Consider the following 18,945-nt stretch of genomic DNA (forward strand, 5'->3'; position numbering starts at 1 on the left):
TAAGCTTTGAAAAAAAGCTCTTAAAAGAGCTTTTTATATAACCTTTTCCCCTAGTAATGAAAAACCTTGAGATCTTGTTATTTTAATATTTATAAGTTTACCTATATCCTGCTTATTTCCTTCAAAATTAACAAGTCTTCCATCTCTTGTTCTTCCCATAAGTCTTTCTTCATTATTCTTGCTAAAGCCCTCAACTAAAACTTCTACTACTTTACCTTCAAAGGCTTTATTTTTACTGATTACTATATCATTAACCACTTCTACTAGTCTATTAAATCTTTCATGTTTTGTCTTTTCATCAATTTGTTCTTCATATTCAGCTGCTGGGGTACCTTTTCTTATAGAATACAAGAATGTAAATGCTGAATCATAACCAACCTCTTTAACTAAATCTATAGTTTCCTCAAAATCCTCTTCTGTTTCTCCAGGAAAACCTACTATTATATCTGTAGTTAACGCTACATTTGGAATCTTTTCTTTAATCATTTTAACTAGCTTTAAATACTGTTCCTTTGAATAATGTCTATTCATATTTTTAAGTATTTTACTAGAACCAGACTGTACCGGTAAGTGTATGTGTTCACAAAGAGCTCTTCCACTTGCTATAACATCTATAACCTCTTCTGATAAATCCTTAGGATGAGATGTCATAAACTTAATTCTTTCTAGTCCTTCTATTTTATCAATTCTTCTCAATAACTCTGCAAAATTAATGGATGGTTCCAATCCCTTTCCATAAGAATTAACATTTTGACCAAGTAAAGTTATCTCTTTATATCCCTTAGCTATTAATTCTTTAATTTCATTTTCTATATCTTCAGGTTTTCTACTTCTTTCTCTTCCTCTTACATATGGAACTATGCAATAAGTACAGAAATTATTGCAACCATACATAATAGTTACAAAAGCCTTTACAGAACTTTTTCTATCTACAGGAAGACCTTCTATTATTTCTCCTTCTTGCTTCCATATATCAATAATTTGTTTTTCTCCATTTTTAAGTCTATTTAAATACTCAGGAAATTTATAAGCATTATGTGTTCCTATTAATAAACTAACAAAAGGAAATTTTTTAGCTATCTCCTCTGCCATACTTTCTTGCTGAATCATACATCCTGAAACAACTATTATAAGGTTTGGATTTTTTCTTTTTAAAGCTTTTATAGCCCCTAAATTTCCAAATACCTTTTGTTCTGCATTTTCTCTAACACAACAGGTATTAAATATAATTATATCTGCATCTTCTCTATTTAATGTTCTTTTATAATCCATATTTTTTAACATTCCAGATATTTTCTCGGAATCTTCTTCATTCATTTGACAACCCCAAGTCTCAATGAAATAGGTTTGTTTTAATTTATCTTTCATTCTGTTTCTCCTTTTGAATAAATTTTAGTTTACTAATCTATTATATATAATTTATAATGTTTTTAAAAGTTTTTTATCCATATTACTATATTACCATTGATTAATTCCTTAAAAATATACTTATAAATTTAATAATGTATAATTATTTTGAATATATTTTCAATTCAATAAATTTATTAAATTTGAAATTTTTTATTCATTTCATTGTTTACATGAAGGAATATAAAAAAATTTATAGAATATAGTTAATATGAACATATAATGATAAAGTATGGGGGTGTTTTTTCATGGAAATAAAATTTTCTGATAGAGCAAATGGACTAAAGGCTTCTGAAATAAGAGAGCTTTTGAAATTAACTCAACGTCCAGAGGTTATATCTTTTGCAGGTGGACTTCCTGCACCAGAATTATTTCCAATTGAACAATTAAAAGAAGTAACAGCTAAAGTTTTAGAAGAGCAAGGTGCTCAATCTCTTCAATACAGCACCACTGAGGGATATCTTCCTTTAAGAGAAATAATAGTAAATGAAAGAATGGCTAAAAATGGGGTTAAGACAACAGTGGACAATATCCTTGTAGTTAGTGGTTCACAACAAGCATTGGAATTTTCTGCAAAGCTTTTTGTAAACAAAGGTGATATAATTATCTGTGAAAGTCCTAGTTATTTAGGTGCATTAAATGCTTTTAAAGCATATGAACCTAATTTTGTAGAAATTTCTATGGATGACGATGGAATGGAAGTAGACAAACTAGAAGAAGCTTTAAAAAATAATGACAATGTAAAAATGATATACACAATTCCTGATTTCCAAAATCCTAGCGGAAAAACTATGTCTATAGAAAGAAGAAAAAGAATTGCTGAATTAGCTGCAGAGTACAAAGTTCCTGTTATAGAAGATAGTCCTTACGGAGAATTAATTTTTGAAGGTAAACCATATCCTTGTATAAAAAGCTTTGATAAAGCTGGATATGTAGTTACTTTAGGAACTTTTTCAAAAACTTTCTGTCCTGGACTTAGATTAGGTTGGATTTGTGCTGAAGAAGAAATACTTAAAAAATATGTAATGATAAAACAAGGGGCAGATTTACAATCTAATACATTTACTCAAATGATAGCAGCTAGATTTATGCAAGAACATAATTTAGACGAACATATAAATAAAATAATAGAAGTTTATAGAAGACGTAGGGATTTAATGCTAGAAAGCATGAAAAAATATTTCCCTAAAGAAGTTACTTTCACATATCCAAAGGGTGGTTTATTCACTTGGGTTAATCTAAAAGAAGGCATAGATGCAGCTGAAGTTAATAAAGAAGCTTTAAAACAAAATGTTGCCTTTGTTCCTGGCGGATCTTTCTATCCAAATGGAGGAAATAAAAACCACTTTAGATTAAACTACTCTAATATGAGTGAAGAAAAAATAGTTGAAGGTATTAAGAGACTTGGTGATGTATTAAAGAAATATTATTAATTTAGTTTAAATCATGCATAATTTAAATCACTTCTAAGCAATATAAATTTAAGAGGTGATTTAATTATGTATGATGCTAAAAAAGAGGCTTCAAAAAAAAATCAAAAATTAACTTATGATTGCATTGCTACTACTGGATATTTTAGACAACAGCAAAACTATAATATGTTAAATACTAAAACTTCTTATATACCAATAGATAATATATTTTATTAAACTATAATAATCTAAAGAAACTATAAAGTGGGGGGAACAAAATGAAATTATCAAATCGTGTTCAAAAAATGCAATTTTCACCTATTCGTAAATTAGCTCCATATGCGGATGTAGCAAAGAAAAACGGCATGAAGGTGTATCACCTAAATATTGGACAACCCGATATAGAAACACCTGATACCTTTTTTCAAGGCATGAATAATTTTAAAGAGTCAGTTTTAAAGTATACTAACTCTCAAGGCATGGAAGAATTAATTAATAGCTTTATTAAATATTACAAACAATGGAACATTGAATTCGAAAAGGATGAAATAATGATAACTAACGGTGGAAGTGAAGCTATAATGTTTGCACTTATGGCCATATGTGATGTAGGAGATGAAGTGGTTATTCCTGAACCTTTCTATACAAATTACAATGGTTTTTCTGATGTAGCTGGTGTAAACGTATCCTCATTTACTACCAAGGCAGAAGATGGTTTTCATTTACCAAGCAAAGAAGAAATTTTAAGTAAAATAACTAATAAAACTAGAGCTATTTTAATATCAAATCCTGGAAATCCAACTGGTGTTGTATATACTGAAGAAGAAATAAGAACACTTGCTGATATAGTTAAAGAAGAAGATTTATACCTTATAGCAGATGAGGTTTATAGGGAATTTGTTTATGATAACCTAAAATACACTTCCGCCCTTTATATGAAAGATGTATTGGATAGAATAATATTAATAGACAGTATTTCTAAGCGTTACAGTGCATGTGGAGCAAGAATAGGATTAGTAGCATCCAAAAATAAAGATTTGATGAAACAAATTCTAAAATTTGGACAAACTAGACTTTGTGTTCCTACTATAGAACAATTAGCAGCCACTAATTTAATTAATACGCCTAAGGAATATTTTAAAAAAGTAAAAGAAGAATATGAAGGAAGAAGAAATATACTATTTGAAAAATTAAGTAGTATACCAGGAGTAGTATGTAAAAAACCTACTGGAGCATTCTACGTAGTTGCTAAATTACCTGTTAAAAATGCTGAAAACTTTGCGAAATGGCTTTTAACAGATTTCTCTTATGAAAATAAAACTGTTATGGTTGCCCCAGCACAAGGTTTCTATGCAAACGAAGGTTTAGGAGTAGATGAAATAAGAATATCCTACTGCTTAAATAAAGATTCATTAAAAGATGCTATGAATTTATTAAAAATTGCCATTGAAGAGTATAAGAAAACAGAAAAATAAAATATAAAATAAAACCTCCAGATTATTGTGAAATCTGGAGGTTTTATTTTATAAGTTGCCATTTACAAGTCTCCTCTTCTATATAAAATCCCATAGAAGTATAAAGATTTATAGCTACTTTATTTTCTGAACTCACCTTTATATTTACCAATTTATAATTTGCTTTATAAATTCTGTTTAGAATAAAACTTAAAAAATATTTACTGTACCCAAGTCCTCTGTATTTAGATATTATGCCGAAGTTTACAATGCAAGGTATGTCCTCCTCTTCAAATATAACTTGGCCATACCCTATATATTCATTCTTTAGCTTTAATAAAAAACAACCATCATTATAATAGTATTTTTGCTTTTTTTCAAAAAATATATCATCTAAAGTTAATGGAATCCTATTATTACTTTCAAAAATAGAGTTTTGAATTTTACATCTTAAACTATCCCCTTTTTCATCATAAACATTACAGATTTCTACTGAACTAGGTTTATTTATACACATGTAACAATTTAGGTTTTTCTTCATTTTCAATGTACCATTGTTTTTTTTAAATCCTAATGAATACAAAATATTAAAATTGTAGTCATTTTTATTGCAAACATAATTTACAGAAAAAGTATCTTTAAAAGCATAATTTACAAGTTTACTATAAGCCTCTAAGTTATATTTATATTTATCCCCCACATTAAAAGCTCTTATCTTATAATTATAGCGATTTAACTTATAGAGCCATATATATCCTATATAATTTAAAGACTCTTCATGCTGCAGTAAAATCACTTTTTTCATCATAATAAATCTATCCATAGAAGTAATTTTATCATACAGATAAAAAAAGTCTTCATTTAAATCATTAAAAGTATTTCTCTCACTATTAAGCTCCCTAAAAATACTTATATTTGTGTTTCTTAATCTTTTACATGTAAACATATCTACCTCTTTAAAATAAAATTTATATTAATAATAACTATTTTTCATATTTAATAATTCTGTATATACTCTGAAAAATCCTCTATAAATTTATCTTCTAATTCATTACAATTTATTAATTTTTCTAATCTTTTAGAGTATTTTAATTCACTCCAGTTTTTATGTCTCACATATTTCTTTCTACCAAGTTTCCAAAACTTATGTGGAAATATAATTAATGCCAACATTATTTCTAATTCTTCCTTAGACAGTTTGTTAATAGAGCTATACGCTTCTATTATTAATTTGGCTTTTTGGAAATCCCATCTATAATTTTTTTTATACATAATACGCCTTATAAATTTTCCTATATCCATTACAGCTAAATCAAATACAATACTATTCAAATCAATTAAGTAATAATCTTCATCCTTCTTTATTATGTTTTGATAATAAAAACTGTTATGACATATGGTTTTATACTCCTTATCATTTCTACATAAATTATAATAGTTTGATGAATTTAATAAACTTAATGCCATGAGCCCTTTTTTATAAAACATATCTATGCAGTTATAGTATTCATTATCAAAGCTACTTTTAATTCTTTTGTTTTTAATAAAATTTCTGAACTTATCTAAATCATGAAGTTTTTTATTAAAACTTTCAGGCCATTTACCTAAATTATTTTTTAGCTTTATTTCTTTAGTATTTATTTTTCTAGAACATTTATGAAATCTAGCTAACAACTTTACACTACTTAATAGTTCATCTATATTATCTATATTACATTCTCTACCATCTATCCATTTTGTAGCATAAAAATTTATATTTTTATATTTAACCATTAAGTTATCTCTAGTAGTTTTTAAATACTCCGCTGTGTTATTAAAATGATTGTTTTTAAGTTCATTAACTAGATTCATACCATTCCTAACTTTATACTTTTTACTTCTTATTTTCTTTAAACATATAGTTTCCTTGTCCGTTTTAACTTTATACACACTTCTGTTTTTAGAGATATTCTCTACTTGTAAATCATACTTATTTAATATTCTAACTATAGTATTCCTTTCCTTCCTGTTCAAGTCTTGTTTATAACTAGAACGAGTTTCCATAAGATTTCCTCCTAATACTAGTGCTAATAGATTATATTAGACTTATAAAAAAATATTACTTATTTTGTTGACAAAAATTTATTTTTAATATATAATAATCCTTGTCGCCAACATGGATCTTTAGCTCAGTTGGTTAGAGCAACCGGCTCATAACCGGTTGGTCCGGGGTTCGAGTCCCTGAAGGTCCACCATTAATTTAATATTTGGAGGAGTTCCCGAGTGGCCAAAGGGGGCAGACTGTAAATCTGTTGCGTTTCGCTTCGATGGTTCGAATCCATCTTCCTCCACCAAAAATAGCTTAACTATAGGTTAAGTTATTTTTTATTCTCTATAAATATATATAAAGTTAATAAAGTCATCTTATTTTATCTAAGATGACTTTATCATTTTTATTTTATTCACAGTTTCCTCTATTATCCAGTCTGGGGTAGATGCACCAGCTGTAATTCCTATATTAATTATATCTTTATTTTCAAGAATTTCCATAGGTATTTCTTCAGCTCTTTCTATATGTATGGTGTTTTTGCAATTCTTGATACATATCTCATATAACTTAGTAGTATTAGAACTATGTTTACCCCCAATTACTATCATAGCATCTACATCCTTAGATAACTCCTCTGCACATTTCTGCCTAACTTCTGTAGCACTACATATAGTATTAAAAGCAACTATTTCTTTAGAATTCCTTATTACAGAATTCAATACATTTTGCCAATTTTTTTCTTTTTCGGTAGTTTGTGATACAACACAAACTCTCTTACCAATAGAAGATGAAATATCCCCTTCATTTTTAGCTACTAAAGCAGTGTTTTTGCACCATCCGTTTATTCCTTGAACTTCAGGATGATTTTTATCTCCCACAATTAGAATATTATATCCTAAATTATAATATTCTTTTACTCTCTTCTGAATACTTGCCACATAAGGACAAGTAGCATCGATTACTTCAAACCCTGCTTTTTTTAACTTTTCTAAAATTTCTAGTGATACGCCATGAGATCTTATAACAATTACATCATCAGCATTTAATTTATCTATTTCATTAATTTCTATTGGATATATATTTTTTCCTTTTAAATAATTTATAACATCATTATTGTGTATAAGAGGTCCTAAAGTATAAATCTTTTTTCCTTTTTCTCTTTGGCACTTAATAACCAAATCTACAGCTCTTTTAACTCCAAAGCAAAATCCAGACTTATCCCCTACAATTACATTTTTCATAATTAACCTCCAAATATATACTAAACTCTATTTTTTAATATTATCAATATAATAAGATATTTTATCTACTACACCATTTATATCTAAATTAGATGAATCTATTTCTATAGCATCTTTAGCTTTAGCTAAAGGACTTATTTCTCTAGTGGAATCTATATGATCTCTTCTTTTAATATCCTTTAAAATTTCTTCATAGTTTACTTCAATACCTTTTTCCACTAATTCTTTATATCTTCTATTTGCTCTAGTTTCTGCACTGGCAGTTAAGAATATCTTCAATTTTGCATCTTTTAAAACTACAGTTCCTATGTCTCTTCCATCCATTACCACACTATATTTTTCGGACATTTTTCTCTGAAGCTCTACAAGCTTTTCTCTCACTTCCTTAATGGTGGAATAATAAGAAACATTTTTGCTTATTAAAGGCATGTATATACCATCCGTTATATCCTTTCCATTTACTATAAGTCTTTCCCCTTGAAAATGCATATCTAAATTATTCATAAGTTCTACTAATTCTTGTGTATCTTCAGGTTTTATATTTTTCTCCATAGCCTTTAATGTAACTGCTCTATACATAGCACCAGTATTTATATACATTAAAGAATATCTGTCTCCTACTAATTTTGCTATGGTACTTTTACCTGCTCCTGCAGGACCGTCTATTGCTATTGATATATTCAATTTTATGCCCGCCTTTCTTTTAACTATATAAAACATGTAATTTAAAAATCCATACCTGCCAAATATCCAGTGGATAAAGCAATTTGTATATTAAAACCACCAGTTTCCGCATCTAAATCTAACACTTCTCCAGCAAAATATAAATTAGAAACCTTTTTAGAACCCATAGTAGAAGGATCCACTTCCTTTACATCTACTCCCCCAGAAGTTACAATTGCCTCTGCAATAGGTCTTGTACCCTTAATATTAAAGGTTAAATTTTGAAGTAAATGTACCAGTTCTTTTCTCTCTTCTCTAGTTATTAAATTTACTTTTTTAATTGGGTCAATACCACTTAATTTAACAATCACATCTATAAGTTTTTTAGGTAATAAATCATCCAATGAATTTTTAAAATCCTTATTGCAGTACTTTTTAAAATCATTTCGAATTCTCTTATCCAACTGTTCTTGTGTAAGAGCTGGTTTTAAATTTATGCTTATCTTTACATTATCATTTCGATTTACTACATTGCTTCCAGTTAAAATTATAGGACCTGATAGTCCAAAATGAGTAAATAACATTTCTCCAAAATCCTTGTATAATACCTTCTTACTATTTTCACTATAAATTTTAACTTCAACATTTTTTAAAGAAAGTCCTTGTAACTCTTTTACCCAGCTTTCCTGAACTTCTATTGGCACTAAAGCTCCTTTAGGCTTTACAATACTATGCCCTACTAACCTAGCAAGTTCATAACCATATCCATCTGAACCTGTTTGAGGATAAGAGCACCCTCCTGTACAGAGTACAAATTTATCTCCATAAATAATTTCTCCAGAGGACAGTTTAACTCCTTTTATCTCATTATCTTCTGTTATAAATTTTCTAACATCACAATTAAATTTTAATTTTACATTATTTTTAATTAATGTATCTTCAAATGCCCTTATTATGTCTGAAGATTTATCAGACACTGGAAAAACTCTGTCTCCCCTCTCAACTTTAAGTTTAACTCCATTTTCTTCGAGAAAATTCATAGTATCTATATTTGTGAAACTATAAAGTGCACTGTATAGAAAACTAGAATTAGTAGGAATATATTGAAAAAACTCACTTATATCCTTATAGCTAGTTACATTACACCTTCCTTTACCTGTGATAAAAAGTTTTTTTCCTAGCTTCTCATTTTTTTCTAACAATATAACCTGATTTTTATTTTTAGAGGCAGTTACCGCTACCATCATTCCTCCTGGGCCACCACCTATTACAACAACCTTTGCCAATATATCACCGCCTTATTATACTTACTATTATAATTTAATATAATAACAATAATTATTCAATAGAATTAGCTTAATATATTCAAAGGTTTTTTATATTGAACAGTATTTTATAATAATAATGTGAACTACACTTAATGTATTAAAAAGTTTTTTTGCATTATAAAAGAGGGTTAATTTTTAACCCTCTTTTACCTCAGTACTTTATATAAGGATTAGTACCATCCTCTTAATTTCATAGCAGTAGCAACTTTCTTAATTGAATGCATGTAAGCTGCTTTTCTCATTGGAACTGAGTATTCCTCTTTTATTGACCAAATAGCATTGAATGCGTTTATCATAGCTACTTCTTCTTTTTCTTCTACTTCTTTTTCTCCCCAATAGTATCCGTATAGGTTTTGTACCCATTCAAAGTAAGAAACAGTAACTCCACCAGCATTAGTTAATATATCTGGAGTAACAGTTATTCCTTTTTCATTTAATATTGCATCTGCTTCTGGAGTTATTGGTCCATTAGCTGCTTCACAAACTAATTTAGTATTTATTAATTTAGCAACATCAGCTGTAACAGCATTTTCAAGAGCTGCTGGAATTAATATATCTACTTTTGATCCCCAGAATTCTTCCATTGATATTTTCTTAGCATCTGGGAAGTTTACTAAGTTATGATGTTCTCCCATGTATGCATTCATATCTTCAAAGCTTAAACCATTCTCATTGTATATTACATATGTTCCTTCTTCTTTACACCATTCTGCAACTGCTACAACTTTAGCACCTAGTTTAATACAATTTTTAACTGTAAATCTTCCTACGTTACCAAAACCTTGAACAGCTATTTTAGCTCCATTCATATTAATACCTAATTTTTTAGCAGCTTCTCTTGCAGTTACTGCAACGCCAAATCCTGTAGCTTCATTTCTTCCTTTTGAACCACCAAATTCAACTGGTTTACCAGTGAATGTTCCCATTGCACTATGTCCAACTAATTTATTGTATTCATCAACAAACCAAGACATTATTTGTCCATTTGTGTTAACATCTGGTGCTGGAACATCTACTTTTTCGCCGATTAATTTATATATACCATCAACATATCCTCTACATAATCTTTCAAGTTCTCCTTCAGATAATTCTCTAGGATCAACGATTATTCCACCTTTTCCTCCACCGTATGGAATTCCAGTTACAGAACATTTGAAAGTCATCCAGATTGATAGAGCTTTAACTTCGTCTAAACTTACATTTGGATGGAATCTTACTCCACCTTTTGTTGGGCCTACAGCATCATTGTGTTGAGCTCTGAATCCTTTGAATACCTTTACAGAACCATCGTCCATTTTTACTGGAATAGATACTTCAATAACTCTTAAAGGTTCTTTTAATAATTCATAAACTGAAGCCTCCATACCTAGTTTTTCACAAGCATCTTTAACTTGCTTTTGAGCATTTACTAATGGATTTAAAGTTTCTTTTGCCATAATTATTACCCCCTAATAAAATTTGCATTTTATATTTCATTGTGTTTAATTATTGCATTTCATCTTTCTCACATAATACTATATTCGATATCTTTCATAGTAATCCTTCTTTTTTTTTAAAAATTTAAAAAATTTTATTTTTATTTTAAAAAGTTTTTATTTTACAAATTTTGACGGTACAAATGTAATTAATTTTACATTTGTACCGTCTACTAAAAATATATTATTCTTCTTCCTTACTCTTATAAGAATATACTTGATATTCTTGCCAGATACTTTCTAAATCTGTAAATGTAGATGAAATTTTTTCCTTTTCTCTTAATCCAGCTGCAATTATAAGGGCATTAATAACACTTAACGGTGCTACTAAAGAGTCAACAAAAGAAGCCATATTGCTTTGAGCAATTAGTGAATAATCTGAACTAGCAGCTAAAGGTGATAGTAAACTATCAGTAATAGCAACCACTTTCGCATTTCTGCTTTGTGCAAAATTTAAAGCTTCTATAGTTCTAGTAGCGTATCTTGGGAAGCCAATACCTATTACCAAATCTTTCTCTGTTAATCCTAGCATTTGCTCAAATATATCACTCATGCCATATCCTACAACTTTAACGTTGTCCAATATTAAGTTTAAATAGAATCCTAAAAACTCTGCTAAAGCTGTAGAACTTCTAAGTCCTATAATATATATCTTTTCAGATTTAAAAAGAAGATCTACTACGTCTTCAAAAGTCTTATGATTAATCTTTTCTAAAGTTGATCTAATATTTTCTATATCAGATTTTAATACACCCTTCAAGGCATTATGTTCTGTAATTAAATCATTAGAAAGTTCTATCCTCTGAACTGTAGTTAATTTATTTTTTATAAGTTCTTGAAGTGCCTTTTGAAGCTTTGGATATCCTGAAAATCCAAGTTCATTGGCAAATCTTACTACAGTAGATTCACTTACTCCTACACTAATCCCTAACTTTGCTGCTGTCATAAAAGCAGCCTTATCATAATGTTTTAATATATATTCTGCAATTAATTTTTGTCCTTTGCTTAATCGTGGAAATTTTATTTGAATGGTTCTCATTAAATCTTGTCTAGTATCTTCCATAGCTATTCAATCCTTTCTTCAATATTATCATTGAAATGAATTATATGATTCATTTTATCATCTATTGAAGAAGTTTTCAAGATTTCTTTCATTTTTTTGTTAATTTTCTCTATAAATATTTACTATATTTCTATCATTTTTAGTTTAAATCAAATCACATATTTAATTATACTAGACTTTTATTGAAAAGCTTCACTATTTTGTACATGAGATTCTATTATTAAAACTCTTTTATATCTACAATTTCAAGTTTTTATTTTTTATAATTCATATGTATATAATATAAATCATCTCTTTTCTATAATTAAAAGTATTGGAGGTTCATTACTTCTATTTAAATAGCTGTGCATCATTACGCTAAAATCTTTTTTTGAAAGCTTTTCTACAAAATTTAAAATAGATTCTTTTTCTTTCTTTCCCTCTTGGTGTCCCCAATATATACATAAAGTTATTATGCCACCACTATTTAAGAGCTTTAATGAAGATTCTAAGCTCTCTAGTGTACTATCTACTTTAGTAGTTATACTCTTATCCCCACCAGGTAAATAACCTAAATTATACATTACGCAATCCACATTCTCCTGAACATATTTATCTATATGTGCATGAGAACTATTTATAGCAATTACATTATGGTTTTCTCTGCTTTTATAATTTTCTACAGCACACTTTTGGATGTCAAAAGAATATACTTTATTAAAAATAGAACTTAAAAAATCTGTATCATGTCCATTGCCCAAAGTAGCATCTATAGCTACTTTAAAATTACTACAATAATTTTTTATTATATCTTGAGCTAATTTACTTATACTATTACCATAATTAAACATTGGCACTCTCCTTATTTTTGTATTTTCTTACAATATAAACTTAAAACAAATTTTGTTATAAATTTTTTATATACTTAAGCTCTTCTTCAGTTAAGTACCTCCATTTGCCTTCTTGTAAATCTCCAAGTCCTAATTTTCCTATAGACTTTCTCTTAAGGTTCATTACTGGATGACCTATTACATCACACATTTTTCTAACCTGCCTATTCTTACCTTCATGTATAATAATATGAACCTTTGATTTTCCTGTTTTTTTATCTAGTATAGTTATTTTTGCTTCTGATGTTATATATCCACCAATATCAACACCATTACAAAATTTATCTATTTCCATTTTGTTTGGAATTCCTTTTATAATAGCTTCATATAATTTATCTATTTCCTCTCTTGGATGTATCAGTTTGTTGTATACATCACCATCATTTGTAAGCAGTATTAATCCCGAAGTATCATAATCTAATCTTCCAATAGGATATATTCTTTCTTTAGTTTTAACTAAATCCAAAACAGTCTTTCTGCCTTTTTCATCTTTAACTGACGTAATATATCCTGCAGGTTTATTTAACATTATATATATTTTTTCTTCTTCTGGTTTTAAAATTTCCCCTTTATAAATAACTTTATCTGTACAATCATCTACTTTAAAACCTAATTCAGTTACTACCTGATCATTTACTTTAACTTCTCCATTAGTTATGAATTCCTCACATTTTCTTCTTGATGCCACTCCACACCTAGCCATATATTTTTGCAATCTCTCTTTCATTTTAAACCATCCTTTATCTATTTTAAATTTTTTAGTTCTCTGTATTACTTTTTATTGACTCTTAAACAATAATTTAAAAACGAATTTCATTCTTAATACTAATTTATTTTATTATACTTATATTTATTTATAAAGACTTATATAAGACTTTAATAAAAAAATAAAGAACCAAAATATTTTTTAAGGTTCTTTACATAATTATATATATTATATTTATATTATCTATTTAAATTAATCAAATAATTTATAAGCACTATTGCACCTATAGGAGCAGCTATAAGAGCCACAGCAATTATAATAGAAAAGATTTTTTCCTTCAATGTTTTATTAGATTCAATTTTATTTATTCCCTTAGAAGCCTTGGAAGGTTTTAACACATTACCTGTCATAGAAACAATATTAGAATGTGAGCGAGTAGTTTCTTCACTTACTATTTTATCTTTATTATTATCCATAAACATCACTTCCTTAAATCCTTTTATAATATTATACTAAGTTTGCACATATTTGTAAATACATATAGCGTTTTTATTCTCTTTAAACGTTTATTTAGTAAAATTCTAATTTTATTCTATAATATGGATTACAAACCATAGAGTTACTAACATATTCACCTTTAATTTGCACAATATATATATACAACCTAAAAAAAAAGGAGGTAATAAATATGGCAAGAAATAATAATAGAACTTTAGTTCCAGAAGCTAAAACTGGTTTAAACAAATTTAAAATGGAGGTAGCAAATGAATTAAACGTACCTCTAAGCGATTACAACGGAGACCTTACTTCTAGACAAAACGGTTCTGTTGGTGGCGAAATGGTAAAGAGAATGGTTGAATCTTACGAAAGAAATATAAAATAATCAATAAACAATTAAATAGCTAACTTAAATTTCTAAAGGGGACCATATTATTAATGGTCCCTTTTAATTTTAATTTTCATTTTATTCATCTATATTACAGTTTTCAAACTTATCACTGTCAGTTGCAATTTCCTTATTATATTTTGTATCATTAATTTTTCCTTTTAAATTAGTAATTTCATTTACCAATTTTTTATTTTCTTTTTTCAAATTCATCTCTTTTTTCAATCCCAATAATGTTCCTACCACAGCGCCTATAATTATACATAATAAAATTATCACTGCAAGAGAAATATTAAATTGCCACATAAATAACTTCACAGTTATAACTGCAGCATTTTGAATTGTAAAAATAGTTATAAGCAATGCAAAAACTAACCAAACAATAAAAGTATTTCTCATATCTTCGTCTGAAATGGTTCTTCCCAGACTCTCACCTGCCTTTTCTATTTATTTATAAAATACATATCTTACTTTTTTGTATATATTAATTATTCAATAATGATATTATTTTTCCTTCTTACATGGTATATTATTTATTGTATAACGTATTTTTCAAAATTGTATCCATACATTTGAAAAATATGCATCTTTATGAAATAATAAAATATAACTCTGTAGGAGCATTAAAGTACAAAGAGACTATAATTATAAGTTCTCGTAAAATAAGGAGGAGTTTTATATGATCAAACCAGTAAAACGAGTTGCAGCTATACATGATTTATCAGGCTTTGGAAGATCTTCTTTGACAGCCATAATACCAATACTCTCCACAATGGGAATACAGGTTTGTCCATTACCTACAGCTATACTTTCTACTCAAACTGATGGTTTTGAGGACTATAGTTTTTTAGATCTTACAGATTCTATGGAAGGTTATATAAATCACTGGCATAAACTAAAAATAGATTTTGACTGCATATATAGCGGTTTTTTAGGTTCTCCTAGACAAATAAGCATAATATCTAATTTTATAGATTTATTTAAAAGGGAACATACTTTAGTTGTAATAGATCCAGTTATGGGTGACAATGGAGAGCTATATAATACAATGGATATATCAATGATTGAAAATATGAGGAATCTAATAAAAAAAGCTGATATAATAACTCCTAATATTACAGAAGCTGCTTATCTTATAGGCGAAAATCTAAATAAAGATTCAGATGTCACTGAAGATTTAATTAAAAATTGTTGTATTAGATTATCTGATTTAGGACCTAATATAGTAATAATAACTAGCGTTCCAGATTTATCTAATGATAAAAATACCAGTGTAGTTGCCTACAATAAAGAAGATAATGTCTTTTGGAAAGTTAGTTGTAAATACATTCCTACTTTTTATCCTGGAACTGGTGATTCTTTTACTAGCGTGCTCATAGGAAGTCTTCTTCAAGGAGACAGTTTACCCATAGCATTGGATAGAGGTGTGCAATTTATAAGCACAAGCATTAAAGCTAGTTATGGATTTAAATATCCTAATAGAGAGGGAGTGCTTTTAGAAAGGGTTCTAGATACATTAAAATTACCCGTAATAGTTAGTAGTTATGAAATTTTAAAGTAATTGATTTAATAATATACTATATAATTTCCAATGGGAGCAAGAACAGAAGCAGAAGCCCCAAAATAGGCTCCTTAATAATACACTATATAATTCCTAATGCCCAGGAACTAATCCCAAAAATGGAGTTGAAATTCGAAAAAGTTATAGAATCTAAATAAATTACAATTACCAATATATTATATAAGAAAATGGTAATTGCAATTTATCTTTTAACGAGTGATGTTATTAAAGCCAAAAAGTTTTTTGGTTTTAAATCAACTCTTTATATACAGTTTTATTATTTTTAAAATTAGCCATATAGACCTTCGTTCCCTCTATCTCTGTGGACACCACAAATGGAAACTCTACATTAGTTCCAACTCCCCATTGCCCTTGTTTATTCATACAAACTATAGAAAAAGCACCTGCAACGCCTCTTCTATCCATAAGTTTTCTATTAAATTTTTCTGTAATTATACGAGCAGCTTCCTGAGGAGTGTATCCTTCTTCCATAAGTCGGACAGTTTCGTAAGAAATACAACCCTTCATGATATCCTCACCTAACCCAGTTGCAGTTGCACCACCAATTTTGCTGTCTACATAAATACCAGATCCAGGCATAGGAGAGTCTCCTACTCTACCTTCTTTTTTCATAAAAAGTCCACTAGTGGATGTAGCAGCTGTCATATTTTTATATTTGTCTAAACATACCATTCCTACAGTATCGTGGCCAGCATATGGACTTAAATTTTTTTCTTTAATATCCTTTAATCTTTTTTCCCAAACTTTTTTTGCTTTTAAGGTTAACATATGTTTTTTCTCAAAACCACTTTTTTCTGCAAAACTTTCTGCACCTTTTCCCACTAGAAAAATATTAAATCTAGATTTACTAAGTTCTTTAGCTATATTTATAGGATTTTTAAAATTTTTTATACCTGCCACTGCACCAAAAGATAAATTACTTCCATCCATAAAAGCTGCATCTAGTTCTACTTCACCATTTTCATTTGGAAGGCCACCATAACCTACAGACGTGTAGCTTGGATTATCCTCCACATTCTTTATCGCTTCAATAATAGCTATACCAGCACTATCTCCATTCTCCAACAAACTAGAAGCCTTCTTTATACCTTCTAATGCCATTTCCCAAGTACCTATAATTCCCCACATAGAAACCCCTCCTTGTATGAAATTATTTACTATAAATTATGTATTCTTATATTTTTCTACTTTTCTTGTAAACCATCCACCTATATATATTTTAAGTACGGCCATTATAGGTGATGCTAATAACATTCCCCATATACCAAATAAACTTCCAAACACGGTTATACCTAATATAATTAAGAATGGACTTAATCCAACCTTATCCCCTACTAATTTTGGTTCTAAATACCAAGCATCAAACTGTTGAAGCAAAATTAAAAATATTAGAAGAAATACTGCCTTTTTAGGAGAATAAAAAATATTTATTATGAATGGTGGTATCATCCCTACAAAAGGTCCAAAATAAGGTATCATATTTGTAACCGCCACTATTAAACCAAAAATTAGGGCATATGGAGATTTAAATAGTATGAAACCCGCTAAAGCTATAGCTCCTATTATTAAAGAGTCTAAGGCCTTTATTCCTATATATAAACTTACCATTCTGTTTACATTTTTTATAAACTCAATTATTTTATTTCCCCATTTATCTTTAAAAATTACATATACAAAGTCCTCAGAAATTTCTTTGTATTTCTCCTTGCTTGCTAAAATATATATGGCTATTATTAATCCAAAAACTAAATTTATTAATGAATTAGTAAAATTAAATAACTTTGATAATCCTACATTCAGCCAAGATGATGATAGTTCACTTAACTTTTTCAACAATCCACTAGCATTATTATTAAAAAATTCTCCTAAATCTCCTATCTTGCCTGCTAAATTTACATCTATCCATTGACTAATTTCTGATACAAAATTAGGGATGTTATGCAACATATCCATACCACTGTAAAATATTTTAGGAACTAATATTGTTGAAAATAGAACTATAATTCCTATTAAAAAAACATATGTTATTAGTATATTATAGCTTCTTTTAAAATTAAATTTCTTTTCTAAAAATTTAATTACAGGATTTAAAGCATAGGCTATTATAAATGCTACAATAAAAGGCTTTAAAATTTTAACCACTTTACTTAATAAATAAAATGCAGTTTTATAATTTAAAACTAATTCAATACCTATAAAAATTATAAAAACTGCTACTATTAAATCAAAATACTTAATTTTATTCTTATCAAATTTCAATTTATGCCCTCCTTTATACTTTTGTTTGTATGCAGTATAATTAAAAGTATAAAGTTAATAGTATCACGCAAATAAGAAATTTACAATATGAATATAAACTTTCTCATATGTACCCATAATATAATAAAGTTTGCAAAAGAAACACCTCTTACAAACTTTATACCACTCTTAAATTTAAATTTTTCTTTTTCACTTTAAATTTAAGTTTTCCTCATTCATTTTGCTCTAAATAAAACTTTAAAATAAGCTTGTCCAACTGTTGACTAATAGTTACCACTTCTTCACTACTTAAAGCTAAATTGGTATCATTTATTATCTTATGTAATAAAGTTCTAACTTCTTCCATAGTTTCTCCCTCTCCTATATATCAAATCGTTAATCCCAACATTTTCTATTATATTTCAATAACAAAATAAAGTAAAGGCAAAAATACAAAAAACATACTATAATATGAAAATTTTACAAGTTAAATTTTATTTCATCGTTGTTATTTACATAATTTGTAAATAAATGTTTGTACAATGCCTTATATTTGTAAAACTAAAAATCAACACATATAATCATATTACGT

The 18,945-nt window shown here is 28.0% G+C and carries 19 protein-coding genes, 2 tRNA genes and 1 pseudogene; 7 read left to right on the plus strand and 15 right to left on the minus strand.

The annotated features are described in order from the left end of the window. Nucleotides 1-33: 33 nt before the first annotated feature. Nucleotides 34-1,368, minus strand: a complete 1,335-nt coding sequence (gene miaB, locus C1715_RS12435) for a tRNA (N6-isopentenyl adenosine(37)-C2)-methylthiotransferase MiaB (protein ID WP_102400801.1) — start codon at nt 1,366-1,368, stop codon at nt 34-36. A 287-nt stretch (nt 1,369-1,655) separates the two neighbouring features. Between miaB and C1715_RS12440 the strand changes: the two genes are divergently transcribed. The 3 genes from C1715_RS12440 to C1715_RS12445 all read left to right on the plus strand — a co-directional run bounded on the left by C1715_RS12440 (nt 1,656) and on the right by C1715_RS12445 (nt 4,294). Next, entirely contained in the window at nt 1,656-2,840 is a 1,185-nt protein-coding gene (locus C1715_RS12440; protein WP_102400802.1) for an aminotransferase-like domain-containing protein, read from the plus strand. Nucleotides 2,841-2,906: 66 nt separating this feature from the next. Continuing rightward, on the plus strand, nt 2,907-3,056 hold the full coding sequence (locus tag C1715_RS19475) for a hypothetical protein (RefSeq protein ID WP_180964075.1): 150 nt from the start codon (nt 2,907-2,909) through the stop codon (nt 3,054-3,056). Between the two features lie 41 nt (nt 3,057-3,097). Next, nucleotides 3,098-4,294: a pyridoxal phosphate-dependent aminotransferase gene (locus C1715_RS12445; RefSeq protein ID WP_102400803.1), complete on the plus strand. Its 1,197-nt coding sequence runs from the start codon at nt 3,098-3,100 to the stop codon at nt 4,292-4,294. Nucleotides 4,295-4,337: 43 nt separating this feature from the next. Here the strand turns inward: C1715_RS12445 and C1715_RS12450 are convergent, their stop codons facing one another. Then, nucleotides 4,338-5,219: a GNAT family N-acetyltransferase gene (locus C1715_RS12450; protein ID WP_102400804.1), complete on the minus strand. Its 882-nt coding sequence runs from the start codon at nt 5,217-5,219 to the stop codon at nt 4,338-4,340. A gap of 50 nt (nt 5,220-5,269) precedes the next feature. Then, a complete protein-coding gene (locus C1715_RS12455; protein WP_102400805.1) occupies nt 5,270-6,316 on the minus strand; it encodes a CotS family spore coat protein in 1,047 nt (348 codons plus the stop codon). Nucleotides 6,317-6,430: 114 nt separating this feature from the next. On the opposite strand from C1715_RS12455, the gene C1715_RS12460 reads away from it, so the two are divergent. Both C1715_RS12460 and C1715_RS12465 read left to right on the plus strand, forming a co-directional pair. Further along, nucleotides 6,431-6,507 (plus strand) — tRNA-Ile (locus C1715_RS12460). A 14-nt stretch (nt 6,508-6,521) separates the two neighbouring features. Further along, nucleotides 6,522-6,606 (plus strand) — tRNA-Tyr (locus C1715_RS12465). A gap of 100 nt (nt 6,607-6,706) precedes the next feature. Here the strand turns inward: C1715_RS12465 and C1715_RS12470 are convergent. The 8 genes and pseudogenes from C1715_RS12470 to C1715_RS12505 all read right to left on the minus strand — a co-directional run. Then, nucleotides 6,707-7,543, minus strand: a pseudogene (locus tag C1715_RS12470) (4-hydroxy-3-methylbut-2-enyl diphosphate reductase); the annotation flags it as partial. A gap of 27 nt (nt 7,544-7,570) precedes the next feature. Next, complete coding sequence (cmk, locus tag C1715_RS12475) at nt 7,571-8,227, minus strand: (d)CMP kinase (protein WP_423240832.1); 657 nt, start codon at nt 8,225-8,227, stop codon at nt 7,571-7,573. A gap of 41 nt (nt 8,228-8,268) precedes the next feature. After that, a complete protein-coding gene (locus C1715_RS12480; RefSeq protein ID WP_102400808.1) occupies nt 8,269-9,492 on the minus strand; it encodes a BaiN/RdsA family NAD(P)/FAD-dependent oxidoreductase in 1,224 nt (407 codons plus the stop codon). A gap of 212 nt (nt 9,493-9,704) precedes the next feature. Next, the gene (locus C1715_RS12485) at nt 9,705-10,970 is read right to left on the minus strand and encodes a Glu/Leu/Phe/Val family dehydrogenase (protein WP_102400809.1); all 1,266 of its coding nucleotides are present in this window, start codon (nt 10,968-10,970) and stop codon (nt 9,705-9,707) included. A 223-nt stretch (nt 10,971-11,193) separates the two neighbouring features. After that, on the minus strand, nt 11,194-12,072 hold the full coding sequence (locus tag C1715_RS12490) for a MurR/RpiR family transcriptional regulator (RefSeq protein WP_102400810.1): 879 nt from the start codon (nt 12,070-12,072) through the stop codon (nt 11,194-11,196). 287 nt (nt 12,073-12,359) lie between these two features. After that, nucleotides 12,360-12,902, minus strand: coding sequence for a tRNA 5-(aminomethyl)-2-thiouridylate-methyltransferase MnmM (gene mnmM, locus C1715_RS12495; RefSeq protein WP_102400811.1), 543 nt, complete (start codon nt 12,900-12,902; stop codon nt 12,360-12,362). Nucleotides 12,903-12,957: 55 nt separating this feature from the next. Next, the gene (locus C1715_RS12500; protein ID WP_102400812.1) at nt 12,958-13,668 is read right to left on the minus strand and encodes a pseudouridine synthase; all 711 of its coding nucleotides are present in this window, start codon (nt 13,666-13,668) and stop codon (nt 12,958-12,960) included. A 218-nt stretch (nt 13,669-13,886) separates the two neighbouring features. Continuing rightward, nucleotides 13,887-14,123 carry a hypothetical protein gene (locus C1715_RS12505; protein WP_102400813.1) on the minus strand — a complete coding sequence of 79 codons (237 nt, stop codon included), beginning with the start codon at nt 14,121-14,123 and terminating at the stop codon, nt 13,887-13,889. A 212-nt stretch (nt 14,124-14,335) separates the two neighbouring features. On the opposite strand from C1715_RS12505, the gene C1715_RS12510 reads away from it, so the two are divergent. Continuing rightward, the gene (locus C1715_RS12510) at nt 14,336-14,530 is read left to right on the plus strand and encodes an alpha/beta-type small acid-soluble spore protein (RefSeq protein WP_035290345.1); all 195 of its coding nucleotides are present in this window, start codon (nt 14,336-14,338) and stop codon (nt 14,528-14,530) included. An 81-nt stretch (nt 14,531-14,611) separates the two neighbouring features. Here C1715_RS12510 and C1715_RS12515 read toward each other — a convergent pair whose 3' ends face one another. Next, on the minus strand, nt 14,612-14,932 hold the full coding sequence (locus tag C1715_RS12515) for a LapA family protein (RefSeq protein ID WP_102400814.1): 321 nt from the start codon (nt 14,930-14,932) through the stop codon (nt 14,612-14,614). A 280-nt stretch (nt 14,933-15,212) separates the two neighbouring features. On the opposite strand from C1715_RS12515, the gene C1715_RS12520 reads away from it, so the two are divergent. Further along, nucleotides 15,213-16,094 (plus strand): pyridoxamine kinase, encoded by an 882-nt coding sequence (locus C1715_RS12520; protein ID WP_102400815.1) that lies wholly within the window; start codon nt 15,213-15,215, stop codon nt 16,092-16,094. A 249-nt stretch (nt 16,095-16,343) separates the two neighbouring features. Here C1715_RS12520 and C1715_RS12525 read toward each other — a convergent pair whose 3' ends face one another. The 3 genes from C1715_RS12525 to C1715_RS12535 form a co-directional block, all read right to left on the minus strand. Further along, on the minus strand, nt 16,344-17,243 hold the full coding sequence (locus C1715_RS12525; RefSeq protein WP_102400816.1) for a glycosylasparaginase: 900 nt from the start codon (nt 17,241-17,243) through the stop codon (nt 16,344-16,346). Nucleotides 17,244-17,279: 36 nt separating this feature from the next. Then, nucleotides 17,280-18,374: an AI-2E family transporter gene (locus C1715_RS12530; RefSeq protein ID WP_102400817.1), complete on the minus strand. Its 1,095-nt coding sequence runs from the start codon at nt 18,372-18,374 to the stop codon at nt 17,280-17,282. Nucleotides 18,375-18,585: 211 nt separating this feature from the next. Further along, nucleotides 18,586-18,720 (minus strand): aspartyl-phosphate phosphatase Spo0E family protein, encoded by a 135-nt coding sequence (locus C1715_RS12535; RefSeq protein WP_102400818.1) that lies wholly within the window; start codon nt 18,718-18,720, stop codon nt 18,586-18,588. Nucleotides 18,721-18,945 lie beyond the last annotated feature (225 nt).

Source organism: Haloimpatiens massiliensis (assembly GCF_900184255.1).
Lineage (GTDB): Bacteria > Bacillota > Clostridia > Clostridiales > Clostridiaceae > Haloimpatiens > Haloimpatiens massiliensis.

Excerpts from the sequence above, each read along its gene's own strand:
- C1715_RS12505 (WP_102400813.1), bottom strand. The coding sequence starts at position 14,123 with ATGGATAATAATAAAGATAAAATAGTAAGTGAAGAAACTACTCGCTCA.
- C1715_RS12485 (WP_102400809.1), bottom strand. The coding sequence starts at position 10,970 with ATGGCAAAAGAAACTTTAAATCCATTAGTAAATGCTCAAAAGCAAGTT.
- C1715_RS12520 (WP_102400815.1), top strand. The coding sequence starts at position 15,213 with ATGATCAAACCAGTAAAACGAGTTGCAGCTATACATGATTTATCAGGC.
- C1715_RS12490 (WP_102400810.1), bottom strand. The coding sequence starts at position 12,072 with ATGGAAGATACTAGACAAGATTTAATGAGAACCATTCAAATAAAATTT.
- C1715_RS12445 (WP_102400803.1), top strand. The coding sequence starts at position 3,098 with ATGAAATTATCAAATCGTGTTCAAAAAATGCAATTTTCACCTATTCGT.
- C1715_RS12455 (WP_102400805.1), bottom strand. The coding sequence starts at position 6,316 with ATGGAAACTCGTTCTAGTTATAAACAAGACTTGAACAGGAAGGAAAGG.
- C1715_RS12515 (WP_102400814.1), bottom strand. The coding sequence starts at position 14,932 with ATGAGAAATACTTTTATTGTTTGGTTAGTTTTTGCATTGCTTATAACT.
- C1715_RS12500 (WP_102400812.1), bottom strand. The coding sequence starts at position 13,668 with ATGAAAGAGAGATTGCAAAAATATATGGCTAGGTGTGGAGTGGCATCA.
- mnmM (WP_102400811.1), bottom strand. The coding sequence starts at position 12,902 with ATGTTTAATTATGGTAATAGTATAAGTAAATTAGCTCAAGATATAATA.
- C1715_RS12510 (WP_035290345.1), top strand. The coding sequence starts at position 14,336 with ATGGCAAGAAATAATAATAGAACTTTAGTTCCAGAAGCTAAAACTGGT.
- miaB (WP_102400801.1), bottom strand. The coding sequence starts at position 1,368 with ATGAAAGATAAATTAAAACAAACCTATTTCATTGAGACTTGGGGTTGT.
- C1715_RS12450 (WP_102400804.1), bottom strand. The coding sequence starts at position 5,219 with ATGTTTACATGTAAAAGATTAAGAAACACAAATATAAGTATTTTTAGG.
- C1715_RS12525 (WP_102400816.1), bottom strand. The coding sequence starts at position 17,243 with ATGTGGGGAATTATAGGTACTTGGGAAATGGCATTAGAAGGTATAAAG.
- C1715_RS12440 (WP_102400802.1), top strand. The coding sequence starts at position 1,656 with ATGGAAATAAAATTTTCTGATAGAGCAAATGGACTAAAGGCTTCTGAA.
- C1715_RS19475 (WP_180964075.1), top strand. The coding sequence starts at position 2,907 with ATGTATGATGCTAAAAAAGAGGCTTCAAAAAAAAATCAAAAATTAACT.
- C1715_RS12535 (WP_102400818.1), bottom strand. The coding sequence starts at position 18,720 with ATGGAAGAAGTTAGAACTTTATTACATAAGATAATAAATGATACCAAT.